The sequence below is a fragment of the Pseudomonas sp. Tul2A7 genome (assembly GCF_054790505.1).
The window spans coordinates 109692-127453 of record NZ_CP186499.1; the positions used below are offsets into that span (position 1 = coordinate 109692).

Consider the following 17762-nt stretch of genomic DNA (forward strand, 5'->3'; position numbering starts at 1 on the left):
TTCGGGTGCAGATTCAATTCCCCGGCCGATGCGTTAAACTCCCGCCCACTGCTGTCTGGAGTTTCTTATGCGCGAAGAGTTGAACCAAGGCCTGATCGACTTTCTCAAGGCCTCCCCTACCCCGTTCCACGCCACTGCCAGTCTGGTGCAGCGTCTGGAGGCTGCCGGTTATGTGCGCCTCGACGAGCGCGAGCCATGGACCACCGAGCCGAACGGCCGCTATTACGTCACCCGCAACGACTCCTCGATTGTCGCGATCAAAATGGGCCGCACTTCGCCACTGCACGGCGGCATCCGCCTGGTCGGCGCGCACACTGACAGCCCGTGCCTGCGGGTCAAGCCGCAACCGGAACTGCAGCGTCAGGGTTTCTGGCAACTCGGCGTTGAAGTCTACGGCGGCGCGCTGCTGGCGCCATGGTTCGACCGCGACCTGTCGCTGGCCGGCCGCGTCACCTTCCGCCGCGACGGCAAGGTCGAAAGCCAGTTGATCGATTTCAAGGCACCCATCGCGATCATTCCCAACCTGGCCATTCACCTCAACCGTGAAGCCAATCAGGGCTGGGCGATCAACGCGCAGACCGAACTGCCGCCGATCCTCGCGCAATTTGCCGGTGACGAGCGCGTCGATTTTCGCGCCGTACTCACTGATCAACTGGCCCGCGAACATGGTTTGAACGCCGACGTCGTGCTCGATTACGAGCTGAGCTTCTACGACACGCAAAGTGCTGCGGTCATCGGCCTCAATGGCGACTTCATCGCCGGCGCGCGCCTCGATAACCTGTTGTCGTGCTACGCCGGCCTGCAAGCCTTGCTCACCGCCGAAACCGACGAAACCTGCGTGCTGGTATGCAACGACCACGAAGAAGTCGGTTCCTGCTCGGCCTGCGGTGCCGACGGCCCGATGCTCGAACAGACCCTGCGCCGCCTGCTGCCGGAAGGTGACGAGTTCGTCCGCACCATCCAGAAATCCCTGCTGGTCTCGGCCGACAACGCCCATGGTGTGCATCCCAACTACGCAGAAAAGCATGACGCCAACCACGGCCCGAAACTCAACGCCGGCCCGGTGATCAAGGTCAACAGCAACCAGCGCTACGCGACCAACAGCGAAACCGCCGGCTTCTTCCGCCATCTGTGCATGGCCGAAGAAGTCCCGGTGCAAAGCTTCGTGGTGCGCAGCGACATGGGCTGTGGCTCGACCATCGGCCCGATCACCGCCAGCCACCTCGGTGTGCGTACCGTCGATATCGGCTTGCCGACCTTCGCCATGCACTCGATCCGCGAACTGTGCGGCAGCCATGACCTGGCGCATCTGGTCAAAGTGCTGAGCGCGTTCTACGCCTGCCGCGAGTTGCCGTAAAACTTCGCCAGCAGACTGGCTCCTACCCTGGAATGCATTCCAATGTGGGAGCGAGCCTGCTCGCGAAAGCGCCAGTCAAGACAACACATATTTCATCTCTGGACTGACTCGATTCTGATACACATCAGAACGACCCACCCAAAACCGACCTAGACTTACATCATTCATTTCGACAAGGCAGTCTCCATGATCTCGATGTCTTCGTTCCACGCCATGCTCATTCCGATTCTGAGCGGAATGATCCTGCTGGCCATCGGCTTCAACTTCCGTGACAAGAACGCCGGGGTGTTTGCCATGTGGGTCGGCATGCTGACGATCCTCGCCACGGTGGTGTACAAGATCCTCGCCAAACTCAACGAATAAATCCGCGCCCGGCTCGCATTGCTTTAGTGGGCCTCGTACACTCCAGCGAATCCGCCCCTTGCGAGGTTGACCGCCTAGTGTTCGCTCGTCTTTTTGCTCTGCCCAGCCTGTTCCTCGTCTGCCTGATGACGCTGCTGCCGCTGGCCCCCGCCCACGCGGTCGGTTTGCCCGGTCTGCTCAACACCAACAAAGCCCAGCCCGAAGCGCAGGAGCCGCTCGGCCAGTCCCTCGACGAAGTCATCAAGTCGCTGGAAAACGACAAGCAACGCGCACAGTTGCTGACCGATCTGAAGAAGCTGCGCGACGCCACCAAAAAGGCTCAGGCCAGCCCTGAAGAAGGCGTGCTCGGCCTGATCGGCGGCACCCTGTCCAACTTCGAAAAACAATTTACCGGCGCCGACAGCCCGCTCAATCGCTGGGGCAACGAGTTCGACCTGGCCAAGGAAGAGCTGAGCGGCATGATGTTGCCGGCCAACGAATGGCTGCCGATCATCTTCGGCTTCGCCATGATCCTTGCAGTGTGGAGCCTGCTCGCTGCCGCGCTGATCTGGCTCGGCCATCGGGTACGCATGCGCTTTGGCCTCACCGAAGAACTGCCGCAACACCCCAAAGCCCTCGACATGCTGCGCTTCGCTTTGCGCAAGCTCGGGCCGTGGCTGATCGCCTTGGTGATGACCGTTTACATGAGCTACGCGCTGCCATCGTCTCTGGGTAAAAGCCTGGCGATGGTGCTGGCTTATGCACTGGTGGTCGGCACCTGTTTCTCGGCGATCTGCGTGATCGCGTTTTCCCTGCTCGATGGCCCGCACCGCCATCGCGCGCTGTACATCCTGCGTCATCAGGCGTTTCGGCCGCTGTGGCTGATCGGCAGTTTCGCTGCGTTCGGTGAAGCGCTGAATGATCCGCGTCTGATCGAAAGTCTGGGCGTGCATCTGGCGCACACCGCAGCGACCGTGGCCAATGTCCTCGCGGCGCTGTCGACCGGTCTGTTTATCCTGCGTTTCCGCCGACCGATTGCGCACCTGATCCGCAATCAGCCGCTGTCGCGACGCCTGACCCGCCGCGCCCTCAGCGACACCATCGAAATCCTCGGCACCTTCTGGTACGTGCCAGCGCTGGTGCTGGTCGGCATCTCGCTGTTCGCCACGTTCGTTTCCGCCGGAGACACCAGCACGGCATTACGTCAGTCATTGATCTGCACCGTGTTGCTGGTGATGTGTATGGTGATCAACGGCCTCGTGCGCCGCCACTCACTGAAACCGCAACGCGGGCCGAAACGCCACGCGCTGTACTCCGAACGCCTGAAAAACTTCTTCTACACTCTCGCGCACCTGGTGGTCTGGCTGGTCTTCATCGAGCTCGGCCTGCGCGTGTGGGGCCAGTCGCTGATCGGTTTCGCCGAGGGCGAAGGGCATGATGTCAGCGTCAAACTGTTCAGCCTGATCGGTACGCTGATTTTCTCCTGGCTGATCTGGATCCTCGCCGACACCGCCGTGCATCACGCCCTCACCCGCTCGCGCAAAGGCCTGGCGAATGCCCGTGCGCAAACGATGATGCCGCTGATCCGCAACGTGCTGTTCGTGGCGATTTTCATCATTGCGCTGATCGTCGCGCTGGCGAACATGGGCATGAACGTCACGCCACTGCTGGCCGGTGCCGGCGTGATCGGTCTGGCCATCGGTTTCGGCGCGCAGTCACTGGTCGCGGACTTGATCACCGGCCTGTTCATCATCATCGAAGACTCGCTGGCCATCGATGACTACGTCGACGTCGGCGGCCACCTCGGCACCGTCGAAGGCCTGACCATCCGCACCGTGCGCCTGCGCGACATCGACGGCATCGTCCACACCATCCCGTTCAGCGAAATCAAAAGCATCAAGAACTACTCCCGCGAGTTCGGCTACGCGATCTTCCGTGTCGCGGTGCCGTACAACATGGAAATCGACGACGCGATCAAACTGATGCGCGAAGTCGGTCAGAAGATGCGTACCGATCCACTGCAACGGCGCAATATCTGGTCGCCGCTGGAGATTCAGGGCGTCGAAAGTTTCGAATCCGGCAGCGCGATTCTGCGCGCGCGGTTCAAGACTGCGCCGATCAAACAGTGGGAAGTGTCCCGAGCCTTCAACCTGTCGCTCAAGCGCCATCTCGACGAAGCCGGACTCGATCTGGCAACGCCACGCATGAGCGTGCAAGTGATCACTGCCGGTGGCGGCGAGCCGAAGGAATAGCACTCAAGCGCGCGGTTGCAGTCACAGGCAGGGAAGCCCGACAACAATAATCAAGGAGAAACCGATGCAACTGACGCGCATTGCCAAAGCCGTTCTACTGACCCTGTTCGCCAGCCACGCCGGCGCCGCCACGCTGGAAAGCACCCGCACGCAAATCGCCGAACAAGCGCAAAAGCTCGAGCCGGAACTGCTGGAAACCCGCCGCGACATCCACGCTCATCCAGAACTCGGCAACACCGAAAAACGCACTGCAGAACTGGTCGCCACACAACTCAAAGCCATGGGCCTCGAAGTCAAAACCGGCGTCGCCCGCACCGGCGTGGTCGCCGTCCTCAAAGGCGGCCTCCCCGGCCCGACCGTGGCCCTGCGCGCCGACATGGACGCACTGCCGGTCAAGGAAGTCTCCGATCTGCCGTTCGCCTCGAAAGCCAAAGGCACCTACCTCGGCAAAGAAGTCGACGTCATGCACGCCTGCGGCCACGACGCCCACACCGCAATCCTGCTGAGCACGGCGAAAATTCTCACGGGCATGCGCGACACCCTGCCCGGCACCGTGGTGTTCTACTTCCAGCCCGCCGAAGAAGGCCCGAGCGACTTCATCCCCGACGGCAAAAACACCTGGGGTGCAAAAATGATGATCGAGGAAGGCGTGATGAAATCGCCAAAACCCGACGCCGTTTTCGGCCTGCACGTCTGGGCCGGCGTCCCCGCCGGCCAGATCGCCTACCGCCCCGGCGCCACCCTCGCCAGCTCCGACGATCTACGTATCAAAATCCTCGGCAAACAAACCCACGCCGGCCGCCCCTGGGACGGCATCGACCCGATCACCGTCGGCGCACAAACCATCGTAGGCCTGCAAACCGTGGTCAGCCGCCGCACCGATATCTCCTCTTATCCCTCGGTGGTCAGCATCGGCACCATCAACGGCGGAACGCGCTACAACATCATTCCCGAATCCGTCGACATGACCGGCACAATCCGCTCCTACGACTACGGCATCCGCCAGAAACTGCACGCCGACGTCCGCCAGACCGTGGAAAAAATCGCCGAAAGCGGTGGTGCGAAAGCCGACGTCACCATCATCGAAAAATACGACCCGACCATCAACAACCCGACGCTGACGGAAAAAATGCTGCCGACTTTGAAGTGGGCGGCCAAGGATGATGTGGTGAACGCACCGCTGGTGGGCGGCGCGGAAGACTTCTCGTTCTATGCCAAGGAAGTACCGGGGTTGTTTGTGTTTCTCGGCGTGACACCAAGAGATCAGGACATGAGCAAGGCAGCGCCGAATCATAATCCCGGGTTCTTTGTGGATGAGTCGGCGCTGGTGGTCGGCGTGAGGACATTGGCCTCGCTGGCGACGGATTATTTGTATGCCAATGCGGGGGCAGGCAAATAGGGATGAGGTGACTGTGGGGGCGCTTTCGCGAGCAGGCTCGCTCCCACATTTGGACCGTGTGCAGCCTGTCAGAAATGGGGCAGCTGTCAGGCCGCCATCGCGAGCAGGCTCACTCCTACAAGGGATCGAGTACATCCGCAAGAAACAGGTCGGCTGTCAGGCCGCCATCGCAAGCAGGCTCACCCCTACAAGGGATCGAGTACATCCGCAAGAAACAGGTCGGCTGTCAGGCCGCCATCGCGAGCAGGCTCACTCCTACAAGGGATCGAGTACATCCGCAAGAAACAGGTCGGTTGTCAGGCCGCCATCGCCGGCAAGCCAGCTCCCACAGGGATTGAGTCCAACCGGTAAACCTATATCGCTTCTGCTTCTCACCACTCAACACAATGAGCGCAAGCTCGAGTACCGCTCTTGATCTTGCCGTGCTGGCCCCTTCGGCAGGCTGAGTGGAGGGATTGATCCGGGTGTGGGAGCGCAGCGACCGTTCGACGAAGTCGAACACATCGAGAGGAGGTGCAGCGAAGCAAACCGGAGGCGATGCGCCCGGATTGATCCCGGAGCGAAGGAACCCCGAGCCCCAGCGAGCGGGCCGAACGCCGGGGCCCAGCCTTTTGCTTACTTTTCGGCGTCTGGAAAAGTGAGTCGCTGTAAGAGCGAAACCGTCAGAGGCGACACCCGCAGAAACGGATATTCACCCAGAACCCAATAGCCTGGTCGGCCCACAGGCCGCCAAGGCCAAAGCCTCAAACAACATCAACCCCGACGTGAATCGCATCATGCCGCCAAAACTCCAGGTCACAATCAATCAACCGCTCATGCTGATCATAATTGACCCGAGCAATCCTTAACCCCGGACTCCCCACAGAAACCCGCAAAGCCGCCGCCGCATCCACCGACAATGAAGTCGGAACAATCTCAAAGCGCACCCGCCCATAGTGCAAATCGTAATGCCGCGCATACAACTCGGTCATCGACTGATTCAAATCAAACTCAAGAATCCCCGGAAAAAACTGCGGATTCAAATAATGCTCCACATATAAAACCAGCCGCCCATCAATCCGCCGCGAACGACAAATCTGAATCACACTCGACAACGCCGGAAGCTGCAACCAGGCACACACCGCCGCCGACGCTGGTTGCAACCGCGCCGAAATAACCTCAGTCGAAGGCACCCGCCCCTGCGCACTGACCATCGCGTGAAAGTGACTGCGCTGCATCAGGTTGTACGCCAGACGCGGCGGCGAAACGAACCAGCCACGCCGTTCCTCACGATAAATCTGCCCCTGCGCCTCCAGTTGCAACAACGCCTCACGCACAGTAATCCGCGTGGTGCCGAACAACTCACTGAGCTTGCGCTCGGCCGGCAACTTGCTGCCCGCCGCCAACAACCCGTGATCAAGCTGCTCCTGCAACACCTGGCCAATCGCTGTCACCGCTTTTGTTGCCTCATCGCGCATCAACGTTACCTATCTGGACTAGACCAGCACTGTTTCGGGGCAAAACCGCATGGCGATCAAGCCGTTTTCTGATGATGCAAGCCTAGGCAGTGCAGATGACCGAGAGATGACAAAACTACCGAACGGTCGTCTTCACGACTTGCAATACATCGGCCAATTCCCTGCTCTGCGGGGCTTTGAGCATGGTCTACGCTTACTTGGCACCTGCCGATACCGGGCAAATAAAAGGCCTGCCACAAGGCCGCCGACATCAAAGTGTCATCCAGCCCCCTTAAATTGGCTCAGGTATTGCTGACCTAGACCAACACATACCGCAATCGCAGCGTTGAACACGACCAAGGAGCTTCGGAATGAAACAGCTTTTCCTGGCAACACTGTTAGGCTCGACCATTGCAATGTGCACCTCCGCCATGGCGGCCGGCACCGATCTGAAAACCCTCGAAGCCGCTGCGAAAGCGGAAGGCGCCGTCAACAGTGTCGGCATGCCCGATGACTGGGCCAACTGGAAAGGCACCTGGGAAGACCTGGCCAAGACCTACGGCCTGAAACACATCGACACCGACATGAGTTCCGCCCAGGAAATCGCCAAGTTCGCCGCCGAGAAAGACAATGCCACCGCCGACATCGGCGACGTCGGTGCCGCCTTCGGCCCGATCGCGGTCAAGCAAGGCGTGGTGCAACCGTACAAGCCAAGCACCTGGGATCAAGTCCCGGACTGGGCCAAGGACAAGGACGGCAACTGGGCACTGGCCTACACCGGCACCATCGCGTTCATCGTCAACAAAAAACTGCTGCACGGCTCCGAAGTACCGACCAAATGGGCTGACCTCAAGGGCGGCAAATACAAGGTCTCCATCGGTGACGTGAGCACCGCCGCCCAAGCCGCCAACGGCGTTCTGGCTGCGGCACTGGCCAACGGTGGCGACGAGAAAAACATCAAGCCTGCGCTGCTGCTGTTCGCCGACATCGCCAAACAGGGTCGCCTGTCGATGGCCAACCCGACCATTGCCACCATGGAAAAAGGCGAGATCGAAGTCGGTGTCGTCTGGGACTTCAACGGCCTCAGCTACAAAGCCAAAATGGCCAACCCGGATGACTACGTGGTGCTGATCCCATCCGACGGTTCGGTGATTTCCGGCTACACCACGATCATCAACAAGTACGCGAAAAACCCGAACGCCGCCAAGCTGACCCGCGAATACATCTTCAGCGACGCCGGCCAGACCAACCTCGCCCGCGGCAACGCCCGCCCGATCCGTGCCGAGCACCTGCAACTGCCGGAAGACGTGAAGGCCAAACTGCTGCCGAACGAACAGTACAAAAAGGTCACCCCGATCAAAGACGCCGATGCGTGGGAAAAGACTTCGAAAGCCCTGCCACAGCAGTGGAACGAGGAAGTCATCGTCGAGATGAAATAAACCAGCTGATCACTACTGTGTGATCTGAAACAAATCCCCATGTAGGAGTGAGCCTGCTCGCGATAGCGGTAGTTCAGTCAACATTGTCGTTGAATGTTCAACAGCTATCGCGAGCAGGCTCGCTCCCACAGGGGATCTCGGCTGAATCTGAAATTTCCTGTTTCGCGGAGTTTTTGCCCCTATGAAGCACAACGTCATCCTTGTCGTGCTCGACGGCCTCAACTACGAGGTCGCGCGTCACGCCATGGGGCATCTGCAGGCTTATGTTGGCGCAGGACGCGCCGCGCTCTACCAGTTGGAGTGCGAACTGCCGGCCCTGTCCCGACCGCTTTATGAATGCATTCTCACCGGCGTGCCGCCGATCGACAGCGGCATCGTCCACAACAACGTCTCGCACCTGTCCAACCAGCGCAGCATTTATCACTACGCCCGCGATGCCGGTTTGAAAACCGCTGCAGCGGCGTATCACTGGGTCAGCGAGTTGTATAACCGTTCGCCGTTCGTAGCCGCCCGCGACCGCCACACCGACAATCTGTCGCTACCGATCCAGCACGGGCATTTCTACTGGAGCGATCACTACCCGGATTCGCATCTGTTCGCCGACGCCGAAAACCTGCGCCTGCGCCACGACCCGAACTTCCTGCTGATTCACCCGATGAACATCGACGACGCCGGGCACAAGCACGGCCTCGACTCTTCGCAATACCGCAACAGCGCGCGCTTCGCCGACATCATCCTCGCCGATTATCTGCAGAGCTGGCTCGACGCTGGCTATCAGGTGTTGGTGACCGCCGACCACGGCATGAACAACGATCGCTCGCACAACGGCCTGTTGCCAGAAGAACGTCAGGTGCCGCTGTTTGTCCTCGGTGACGCGTTCAGCCTCAACGCGAGCGCAGCACCCAAGCAGACGGAAATCTGCGGCACCGTCTGCGAGTTGCTCGGCGTGCCCCACGACAAACCTGTGTGCCGGGAGTTGCTCAAGTGAACTCGATGACTCGCGGCAAATGGCTGGCGGCGTTGTGCTTGGTGCCCTTCGCGCTGTTCTTTATCGTCTTCGAAATCGCCCCGCTGGTCTGGGTGATGATCAACAGCCTGCAATCGGAAGAGTTCGGCTGGGGCTTCGCCAACTTCAGCAAGATATTCAGTTCGAAGTTCTACTTGCAGGCGATCCAGTACAGCCTCGAGATCAGTTTCTGGTCGAGCGTGTTCGGCATCATCATCGCCGTACTCGGCGCGTATTCGCTACGCCGGGTCGACTCGAAACTGCGCAACTTCGTCAACGCTTTCGCCAACATGACCAGCAACTTCGCCGGTGTACCGCTGGCGTTCGCGTTCATCATCCTGCTCGGTTTCAACGGCAGCATCACCATCATGCTCAAGCAGTCGGGGATCATTCAGGACTTCAATCTGTACTCGAAAACCGGTCTGATCATCCTCTACACCTACTTCCAGATTCCCCTCGGCGTGCTGCTGCTTTATCCGGCTTTCGACGCCTTGCGTGAAGACTGGCGCGAGTCCGCCGCACTGCTCGGCGCCAATGGCTGGCAGTTCTGGCGACACATCGGTCTGCCGGTATTGACGCCTGCGCTGCTCGGCACGTTCGTGATTCTGCTGGCCAACGCCCTCGGCGCGTATGCCACGGTGTACGCGTTGACCACGGGCAACTTCAACGTGCTGCCGATCCGTATTGCGGCAATGGTCTCCGGCGATATTTCCCTCGACCCGAATCTGGCCAGCGCCCTGGCCGTGGTGCTGGTGGCGCTGATGACCATCGTCACCGTCGTGCATCAACTGCTGTTGAAGAGGAGCTACCATGTCTCGCGCTGAATCCGGCCCGGCCGGCCTCTACCACCGCGTCGTGGTTTACCTGCTGTTTGCCATCCTCTTGCTGCCACTCGTGGGCACATTGGTCTACTCGATCGCCAGCAGTTGGTCGGCGACCATTCTGCCCAGCGGCTTCACCTTCAAGTGGTACATCCAGTTGTGGAGCGATCCGCGCTTTCTTCACGCCTTCGGCCAGTCGTTGCTGGTGTGCGTCGGTGCGCTGGTGTTGTCGGTGGTGTTGATCCTGCCGCTGCTGTTCGTGGTGCATTACCACTTTCCGAAGCTCGATGCGCTGATGAACATCCTGATCCTGCTGCCCTTCGCGGTGCCGCCGGTGGTGTCTTCGGTGGGACTGCTGCAACTCTACGGTTCCGGGCCGATGGCGATGGTCGGCACGCCGTGGATTCTGATCGGTTGCTACTTCACCGTGGCGCTGCCGTTCATGTACCGGGCAATCACCAACAACCTGCAAGCGATCAACCTGCGCGACCTGATGGACGCCGCGCAACTGCTGGGTGCCAGCACCTTTCAGGCGGCGTTTCTGGTGGTTCTGCCAAACCTGCGCAAAGGCCTGATGGTCGCGCTGCTGCTGTCGTTCTCATTCCTGTTCGGTGAGTTCGTGTTCGCCAACATCCTCGTCGGCACACGCTACGAAACCCTACAGGTGTATCTGAACAACATGCGCAACAGCAGCGGCCACTTCACCAGTGCGCTGGTCATCTCGTATTTCTTTTTCGTGCTGGTCCTGACCTGGATCGCCAACATCTTGAACAAGGACAAAAGCGAATGAGCTATGTCAGCGTCCAACACCTGCAGAAAAGCTACGCCGGCACGACCGTGTTCAGCGACATCGACTGCGAAATCAACAAGGGTGAATTCGTCACCCTGCTCGGCCCCTCCGGTTGCGGCAAATCCACACTGCTGCGTTGCATCGCCGGCCTGACACCGGTCGATGGCGGCAAGATCCTCCTCGATGGCGTCGACATCGTGCCGTTGAGCCCACAGAAACGCGGGATCGGCATGGTGTTCCAGAGCTACGCGCTGTTCCCCAACATGACCGTGGAACAGAACGTTGCCTTCGGTTTGCGCATGCAAAAGGTCAACGCCGACGACAGCCATAAACGCGTTTCCGAGGTGTTGAAACTGGTTGAACTGAACGACTTCGCCAGCCGCTATCCGCATCAGTTGTCCGGAGGCCAATGCCAGCGCGTGGCCCTCGCCCGTTCGCTGGTCACACGTCCGCGTCTGTTGCTGCTCGATGAGCCGCTGTCTGCACTGGATGCGCGCATTCGTAAGCACCTGCGTGAACAGATCCGCCAGATTCAGCGCGAACTCGGCCTGACGACGATTTTCGTCACCCACGATCAGGAAGAAGCGCTGACCATGTCTGATCGAATTTTCCTGATGAATCAGGGAAAAATCGTACAAAGCGGCGATGCTGAAACCTTGTACACCGCACCCGTCGATGTGTTCGCCGCAGGCTTCATCGGCAACTACAACCTGCTCGATGCCGACGATGCGTCGAAGCTGCTGCAGCGCCCGATCAGCCACCGCATCGCCATTCGCCCGGAAGCCATCGAATTGAGCCTCAACGGCGAACTCGACGCGCAGATCCGCAGCCACAGCCTGCTCGGCAACGTCATCCGTTACCGGATCGAAGCGCGCGGCGTGGAACTGGTGGTGGATGTGCTCAACCGCTCGGCGGCCGATCTCCATCCCGACGGTCAGCGACTGTCACTTTCCATCGATCCGACGGCCCTGTGTGAGGTAGCCTGATGACTTTGCTGACGTTGAAGAGAGAACTGCACTGATGGCCCTGGCAATTTTTGATCTGGACGAAACCTTGATCCACGGCGACTGCGCCACCCTCTGGAGCGAGCAGATGGGGCGCCTGGGCTGGGTCGATCCTGAATCGTTCATGCGCAAGAACAACGAACTGATGGACGCCTACAGCCATGGCAAATTGCGCATGGAAGACTACATGGAGTTCAGCCTGGAACCGCTGATCGGGCGCACGCCGGAAGAAGTCGAGCACCTGGTCGGGCCATGGGTTGAAGACTTTATCGAACCGATCATCTTCAGCGACGCAACCAAGACCATCGCCGCCCACCGCAAGGCCGGCGACCGGATTCTGGTGATCTCGGCGTCGGGCACGCACCTGGTCAGACCGATTGCCGATCGACTGGGCATCGATGAAATTCTGGGCATCGAACTGGAAGTCGCCCACGGCGTTTACAGTGGGCATACCGTTGGCACCCTGACCTACCGCGAAGGCAAGATCACCCGCTTGCTGGAATGGCTGGATGCCGAAGAGGAGAACCTCGAGGGCGCGAGTTTCTATTCCGACTCGCGCAATGATCTGCCGTTGTTGCTGAAGGTGGATTTCCCGCACGTGGTGAATCCGGATCCAGTGCTGCTGGAGCACGCCGAAAAGGCCAACTGGCCAATCCATCTCTGGAAATGACAAAGATTTAATCTGCACAGGCAGGCTGATATTCCAAACCTGAGTTCGACCCGATGCATCAGGTCGATGTAGCCCGACAGAACAACCCGTTCAGTCCCCTCTCCCTTTGGGAGAGGGGCTTTTTGCCTTGATCTCAGCTCAGACTTTCGTCAATCACCAATGCCAGTTTTCCAGAAACGGTATTACTCGCCAACTCCGCAAACGCCGCCTCGGCATCCTTCACCGCAAACGCCTTGGCCAACTGCGGACTCAACCGCCCCTCAGCAAACAACGGCCACACCTGCTGGCCCAGATCACTCAACAGGTCCGCCTTGAACTGATCGTCACGACTGCGCAACGTCGAGCCCAGCAGTTGCACACGCTTGGCCAAAACCTGCGCCAGATCCAGCTTAGCCTCACGCCCGCCCATCAAACCGATCAACACCCAGCGCCCATCCAGCGCCATCAGCTTCAGGTTCAGCGCCGAGTAATTGCCGCCAACCGGGTCGAGAATCACATTGAACGGCCCGAAATCACGCAGACTCTCCAGATCATCGGTGCGCACTTCCCCGCCCTGTGCGCCCAGCGCCTCGCAGTAGGCCAAACGTTCGGCCGAACCGACGCTGACCCAGCATGGATTGCCGAACGCCTTGCACAACTGAATGGCGGCTGAACCGATTCCACTTGCGCCGGCATGCAGGAGAACTTTCTCACCCGGTTTGAGCGCCGCAAGTTGAAACACATTCAGCCAGACTGTTGCATAAACCTCGGGCAATGCCGCGGCCTCGATCAGCGAGACGCCTTCGGGAACCGGCAGCACGTGCCGCCCGTCGACGACCACCTCTTCAGCCATGCCGCCCCCGGCCAGCAAGGCGCAAACCCGATCGCCGACCTGCCAGGCACTGCCCGCGCCAACCTCGCTGATGACCCCGGAGCACTCAAGACCGAGCACTTGGCTGGCCCCTGGCGGTGGCGGATAAAGCCCTGCTTTCTGTAATAAATCGGCGCGATTGAGGCCTGCCGCCGCCACTCGGATGCGGACTTGTCCTACATCACACGTAGGACTCGGCTCTTCAACCCATGCCACTTGACCGTCAACGCCTTGCAATGCCTTCACAGTGCCTCCATAGTGAGTCTGGACTGAGCCCGAAGCTGTAGCGCCGGGCTTTTTGCATTATGCGACCGGCTCTCGTAGAACCGGCGACTTCAAAGACGGCCTAATATGCGTTATCAATTGTCCCCGCGTCGAATCAGCATGAAGCATTTGCTCCCCAGCACCGCCCTCGCTCTTTTCATCGGTATCGGTTTGTTGCCGGTGTCGGGCAATACATTCGCAGCCAACAGCTGGGACAAATTGCAGCCTGATCGCGATGAAGTCATCGCCAGCCTGAACGTCGTCGAGTTGCTCAAGCGTCACCACTACAGCAAGCCGCCGCTTGACGATGCGCGCTCGGTGATCATCTACGACAGCTACCTCAAGCTGCTGGATCCGTCGCGCAGCTACTTCATGGCCAGCGACATCAGCGAATTCGACAAGTGGAAGACGCAGTTCGACGACTTCCTCAAAAGCGGCGACCTCAACGCCGGGTTCACCATCTACAAGCGCTATCTGGACCGCGTCAAGTCGCGGCTGGACTTCGCCCTTGCCGAGCTGAACAAAGGCGTCGACAAGATGGACTTCACCACCAGGGAAACCTTGCTGATCGACCGCAAGGACGCCCCTTGGCTCAAATCCACCGCTGAACTCGACGACCTGTGGCGCAAACGCGTCAAGGACGAAGTATTGCGGATGAAGATTGCCGGCAAAGAGCCGAAGCAGATTCAGGAAACCCTGACCAAGCGCTACAAGAATCAGTTGGCGCGCCTGGACCAGACCCGTCCGGAAGACATCTTCCAGGCGTACATCAACACCTTCGCGATGTCGTACGATCCGCACACCAACTATCTGTCGCCAGATAACGCTGAAAACTTCGACATCAACATGAGCCTGTCCCTCGAGGGCATCGGTGCCGTGTTGCAGAGCGACAACGACCAGGTGAAAGTCGTGCGTCTGGTGCCGGCAGGCCCGGCCGACAAGACCAAACAGGTCGCCCCGGCCGACAAGATCATCGGCGTTGCCCAAGGCAACAAAGAGATGGTCGACGTGGTCGGCTGGCGTCTGGATGAAGTGGTCAAGCTGATCCGCGGCCCGAAAGGCACCGTGGTGCGTCTGGAAGTGATTCCGGCGAGCAATGCGCCGAACGACCAGACCACCAAGATCGTGCCGATCACCCGTGAAGCGGTGAAGCTCGAAGACCAGGCCGTGAAGAAGTCCGTGCTCAACCTGAAACAGGACGGCAAGGACTACAAACTCGGCGTCATCGAAATTCCAGCCTTCTACCTGGATTTCAAGGCATTCCGTGCCGGTGATCCGGATTACAAGAGCACCACCCGCGACGTCAAGAAGCTGCTCACCGAGCTGCAGAAAGACAAAGTCGACGGCGTGGTCATCGACCTGCGCAACAACGGCGGCGGTTCCCTGCAGGAAGCCACCGAGCTGACCAGTCTGTTCATCGACAAAGGCCCGACCGTACTCGTGCGTAATGCCGATGGCCGTGTCGACGTACTCGAAGATGAAAACCCGGGCGCGTTCTACAAAGGTCCGATGGCGTTGCTGGTCAACCGCTTGTCCGCCTCGGCTTCGGAGATCTTCGCCGGCGCCATGCAGGACTATCACCGCGCGCTGATCATCGGTGGCCAGACCTTCGGCAAGGGCACCGTGCAGACCATTCAGCCGCTCAACCATGGCGAACTGAAGCTGACCCTGGCCAAGTTCTACCGGGTTTCCGGTCAGAGCACCCAGCATCAGGGCGTATTGCCGGACATCGACTACCCGTCGCTGATCGACACCAAGGAAATCGGCGAGAGCGCTCTGCCGGAAGCCATGCCGTGGGACACCATCCGCGCGGCAATCAAACCGGCGGCCGATCCGTTCAAGCCATTCCTGGCCCAGCTCAAATCCGAACATGACACCCGCACCGCCAAGGATGCCGAGTTCGTGTTCATCCGTGACAAGCTGGCCCTGGCGCAGAAACTGATGGAAGAAAAAACCGTCAGTCTCAACGAAGCCGAGCGCCGTGCCCAGCACAACGACATCGACGCCAAACAGCTGACGATGGAAAACATTCGTCGCAAGGCCAAAGGCGAAGAGCCGCTTAAAGAGCTGAAGAAAGAAGACGAAGACGCCCTCGCGGCCGCCGACCCGGACAAGGTCAAACCAGAAGACGATGCCTACCTGAGCGAAACCGGGCGCGTCCTGCTGGATTACCTGAAGCTGAGCAATCAGGTGGCCAAGAAGTAAGATGATGGCAATTTAGTGCTGACGATCCCCGGATCGTCATCAAACAGTCATCATTCTGTCGTGCAATAAAGGACTGGGAGCTTCTCTTGAAAAAGAGCGCTCCCAGTCCTTTTTTTATCGCCAGAGATTGCCATGACCACGACCGAACAGCTGAGTGCCTTGAGCTCGATCCTGACTCAAAGCGGTTTACACAGCCTGTTCCAACCGATCATCAGCCTCTCCGAGCGCCGCATCCTCGGTTACGAAGCCCTCACTCGCGGCCCATCCAATAGCCCTCTTCACTCGCCCATCGCGCTGTTCGCCGTGGCCCGTCAGGCCGGACGTTTGAGCGAGCTGGAAATCGCCTGCCGCCAAAGTGCTTGTCGCCGCTTCAACGAGCAGCAGTTGCCGGGCAAACTGTTTCTCAACGTCTCGCCAGAATCCTTGCTTGAAGCCGCGCATCAACCGGGGCGCACGTTGCAGTTGCTGCAGGATTTCGGCATTCCACCCAGTCAGGTGGTCATCGAGCTGACTGAACAAACACCGATCGACGATTTCCAGTTACTGCAAACGGCCTTGCATCACTATCGCGCGATGGGCTTTTCCATTGCGCTGGATGATCTCGGTGCCGGGTATTCGAGCCTGCGTCTATGGTCGGAACTGCGTCCGGATTATGTAAAGATCGATCGGCACTTCATCGATGGCATTCACCAGGACGCGTTGAAGCGCGAGTTCGTCGGCTCGATCCTGCAAATCGCCAAAGCCTCGCGCGCGCAAGTCATCGCCGAAGGCATCGAGCTTCCCGAAGAGCTTGCGGTGCTGACGGAAATGGGCGTCGATCTGGTGCAGGGCTACCTGCTTGGCCGCCCCCAAGAACACCCACCACGCGATGCACGCGCCTTGATGCCCAAACACGACAGTAGCAGCGTTGCGCTGAACGACGAAGGCAGCGACCTCAGCGCCCTGCTCAACGACCAACCGGCCGTGCATCGCGACACACCCACCGCCACCGTGCTGGAAGCCTTCCGCCGCCAGGCCAACCTCAATTCACTGGCGGTACTCGACGAACAAGGCCAACCCTGCGGCATCGTCCACCGCCACTCCTTGTCGGATGCGCTGCTCAAACCGTTCGCCACCGACCTGTTCGCGCGCAAACCGATCAGCCGCCTGATGAACGACGATTTCCTCGCCGTGGAAATGAGCCAGTCGCTGCAACAGGTCAGCCGCCTGATCACCAGCCGCGCCCGCCAGCGCATCGAAGAGGACTTCATCATCACCCTTAACGGCGGCTACCTCGGCCTTGGCAGGGTGATCGACGTGCTTAAACTGATCACCGAACTGAAAATCCAACAGGCTCGTTATGCCAACCCGCTGACCTTGTTGCCGGGTAATGTGCCGATTCAGCAATGCCTGACGCGGTTGCTGCAACAAGGCCGCGAGTCAGTCATCTGCTATGTCGACATCGACAGTTTCAAACCCTTTAATGACATCTATGGCTACGGGCGCGGCGACGAAGTCCTGCTGTGCCTGGCGCAATGCCTCAACGAACGCGTAGACCCGTCCCGCGACTTCGTTGGCCATATTGGCGGCGACGACTTTCTGCTCGTCCTTGGCCCCGAAGATTGGCGCAAACGACTCAATCAGTTGCTTGATGACTTCCAGAGCCAATGCCGACGCTTCTATCGCCCCGAACATCTTGAGGCGGGATGTTTTATTGCGCCGAATCGCCAAGGGGTGCGACAGGAGTTTCCGTTGTTGTCACTGTCCATCGGCGTGGTGCATCTACATCCCGAAGCCTGCGCACAGTTGGATGCCAGTCAGCTTGCTGAGATGGCATCGCAGGCGAAGCATCATGCGAAGAATGTTCCGGGGTATAGCGTGCATGTGATTGATAGTCTTACCGCTGCCGAGCTACACCCATCGAAACTAATCGGCCAATGCTGATTCC

The 17762-nt window shown here is 59.4% G+C and carries 14 protein-coding genes; 12 read left to right on the top strand and 2 right to left on the bottom strand.

The window, feature by feature from the left end; genetic code table 11:
* The first annotated feature begins 67 nt into the window (after window positions 1-67).
* The 4 genes from ACOYXJ_RS00580 (at window position 68) to ACOYXJ_RS00595 (ending at window position 5350) form a co-directional block, all read left to right on the top strand.
* Window positions 68-1357 carry a M18 family aminopeptidase gene (locus ACOYXJ_RS00580; protein WP_034151767.1) on the top strand — a complete coding sequence of 430 codons (1290 nt, stop codon included), beginning with the start codon at window positions 68-70 and terminating at the stop codon, window positions 1355-1357.
* Between the two features lie 186 nt (window positions 1358-1543).
* Complete coding sequence (locus ACOYXJ_RS00585; protein ID WP_175559679.1) at window positions 1544-1720, top strand: hypothetical protein; 177 nt, start codon at window positions 1544-1546, stop codon at window positions 1718-1720.
* 77 nt (window positions 1721-1797) lie between these two features.
* Window positions 1798-3951, top strand: a complete 2154-nt coding sequence (locus ACOYXJ_RS00590; protein WP_460367366.1) for a mechanosensitive ion channel family protein — start codon at window positions 1798-1800, stop codon at window positions 3949-3951.
* Between the two features lie 64 nt (window positions 3952-4015).
* Window positions 4016-5350, top strand: a complete 1335-nt coding sequence (locus tag ACOYXJ_RS00595) for an amidohydrolase (RefSeq protein ID WP_460367368.1) — start codon at window positions 4016-4018, stop codon at window positions 5348-5350.
* A gap of 743 nt (window positions 5351-6093) precedes the next feature.
* On the opposite strand, the gene ACOYXJ_RS00600 is transcribed toward ACOYXJ_RS00595, so the two are convergent.
* Window positions 6094-6807: a UTRA domain-containing protein gene (locus ACOYXJ_RS00600; RefSeq protein ID WP_007916338.1), complete on the bottom strand. Its 714-nt coding sequence runs from the start codon at window positions 6805-6807 to the stop codon at window positions 6094-6096.
* A gap of 350 nt (window positions 6808-7157) precedes the next feature.
* Here ACOYXJ_RS00600 and ACOYXJ_RS00605 point away from each other — a divergent pair, with 350 nt between their 5' ends.
* The 6 genes from ACOYXJ_RS00605 (at window position 7158) to ACOYXJ_RS00630 (ending at window position 12516) form a co-directional block, all read left to right on the top strand.
* Complete coding sequence (locus ACOYXJ_RS00605) at window positions 7158-8225, top strand: ABC transporter substrate-binding protein (protein ID WP_007916337.1); 1068 nt, start codon at window positions 7158-7160, stop codon at window positions 8223-8225.
* Between the two features lie 181 nt (window positions 8226-8406).
* Complete coding sequence (locus ACOYXJ_RS00610; RefSeq protein WP_460367371.1) at window positions 8407-9213, top strand: alkaline phosphatase family protein; 807 nt, start codon at window positions 8407-8409, stop codon at window positions 9211-9213.
* Between the two features lie 5 nt (window positions 9214-9218).
* The gene (locus tag ACOYXJ_RS00615) at window positions 9219-10055 is read left to right on the top strand and encodes an ABC transporter permease (protein ID WP_172604543.1); all 837 of its coding nucleotides are present in this window, start codon (window positions 9219-9221) and stop codon (window positions 10053-10055) included.
* Complete coding sequence (locus ACOYXJ_RS00620) at window positions 10042-10842, top strand: ABC transporter permease (RefSeq protein ID WP_007916333.1); 801 nt, start codon at window positions 10042-10044, stop codon at window positions 10840-10842. Before ACOYXJ_RS00615 ends, ACOYXJ_RS00620 begins: the two co-directional genes overlap by 14 nt.
* Window positions 10839-11828, top strand: a complete 990-nt coding sequence (locus ACOYXJ_RS00625) for an ABC transporter ATP-binding protein (RefSeq protein ID WP_102901195.1) — start codon at window positions 10839-10841, stop codon at window positions 11826-11828. Before ACOYXJ_RS00620 ends, ACOYXJ_RS00625 begins: the two co-directional genes overlap by 4 nt.
* A gap of 34 nt (window positions 11829-11862) precedes the next feature.
* Window positions 11863-12516, top strand: a complete 654-nt coding sequence (locus tag ACOYXJ_RS00630; RefSeq protein WP_007916329.1) for an HAD family hydrolase — start codon at window positions 11863-11865, stop codon at window positions 12514-12516.
* Window positions 12517-12649: 133 nt separating this feature from the next.
* Here ACOYXJ_RS00630 and ACOYXJ_RS00635 read toward each other — a convergent pair whose 3' ends face one another.
* Window positions 12650-13612 carry a zinc-binding dehydrogenase gene (locus ACOYXJ_RS00635; protein WP_460367374.1) on the bottom strand — a complete coding sequence of 321 codons (963 nt, stop codon included), beginning with the start codon at window positions 13610-13612 and terminating at the stop codon, window positions 12650-12652.
* Between the two features lie 138 nt (window positions 13613-13750).
* Here ACOYXJ_RS00635 and ACOYXJ_RS00640 point away from each other — a divergent pair, with 138 nt between their 5' ends.
* Both ACOYXJ_RS00640 and ACOYXJ_RS00645 read left to right on the top strand, forming a co-directional pair.
* Window positions 13751-15835: a carboxy terminal-processing peptidase gene (locus tag ACOYXJ_RS00640; RefSeq protein WP_174244439.1), complete on the top strand. Its 2085-nt coding sequence runs from the start codon at window positions 13751-13753 to the stop codon at window positions 15833-15835.
* 132 nt (window positions 15836-15967) lie between these two features.
* The gene (locus ACOYXJ_RS00645; RefSeq protein WP_460367377.1) at window positions 15968-17758 is read left to right on the top strand and encodes a bifunctional diguanylate cyclase/phosphodiesterase; all 1791 of its coding nucleotides are present in this window, start codon (window positions 15968-15970) and stop codon (window positions 17756-17758) included.
* Window positions 17759-17762 lie beyond the last annotated feature (4 nt).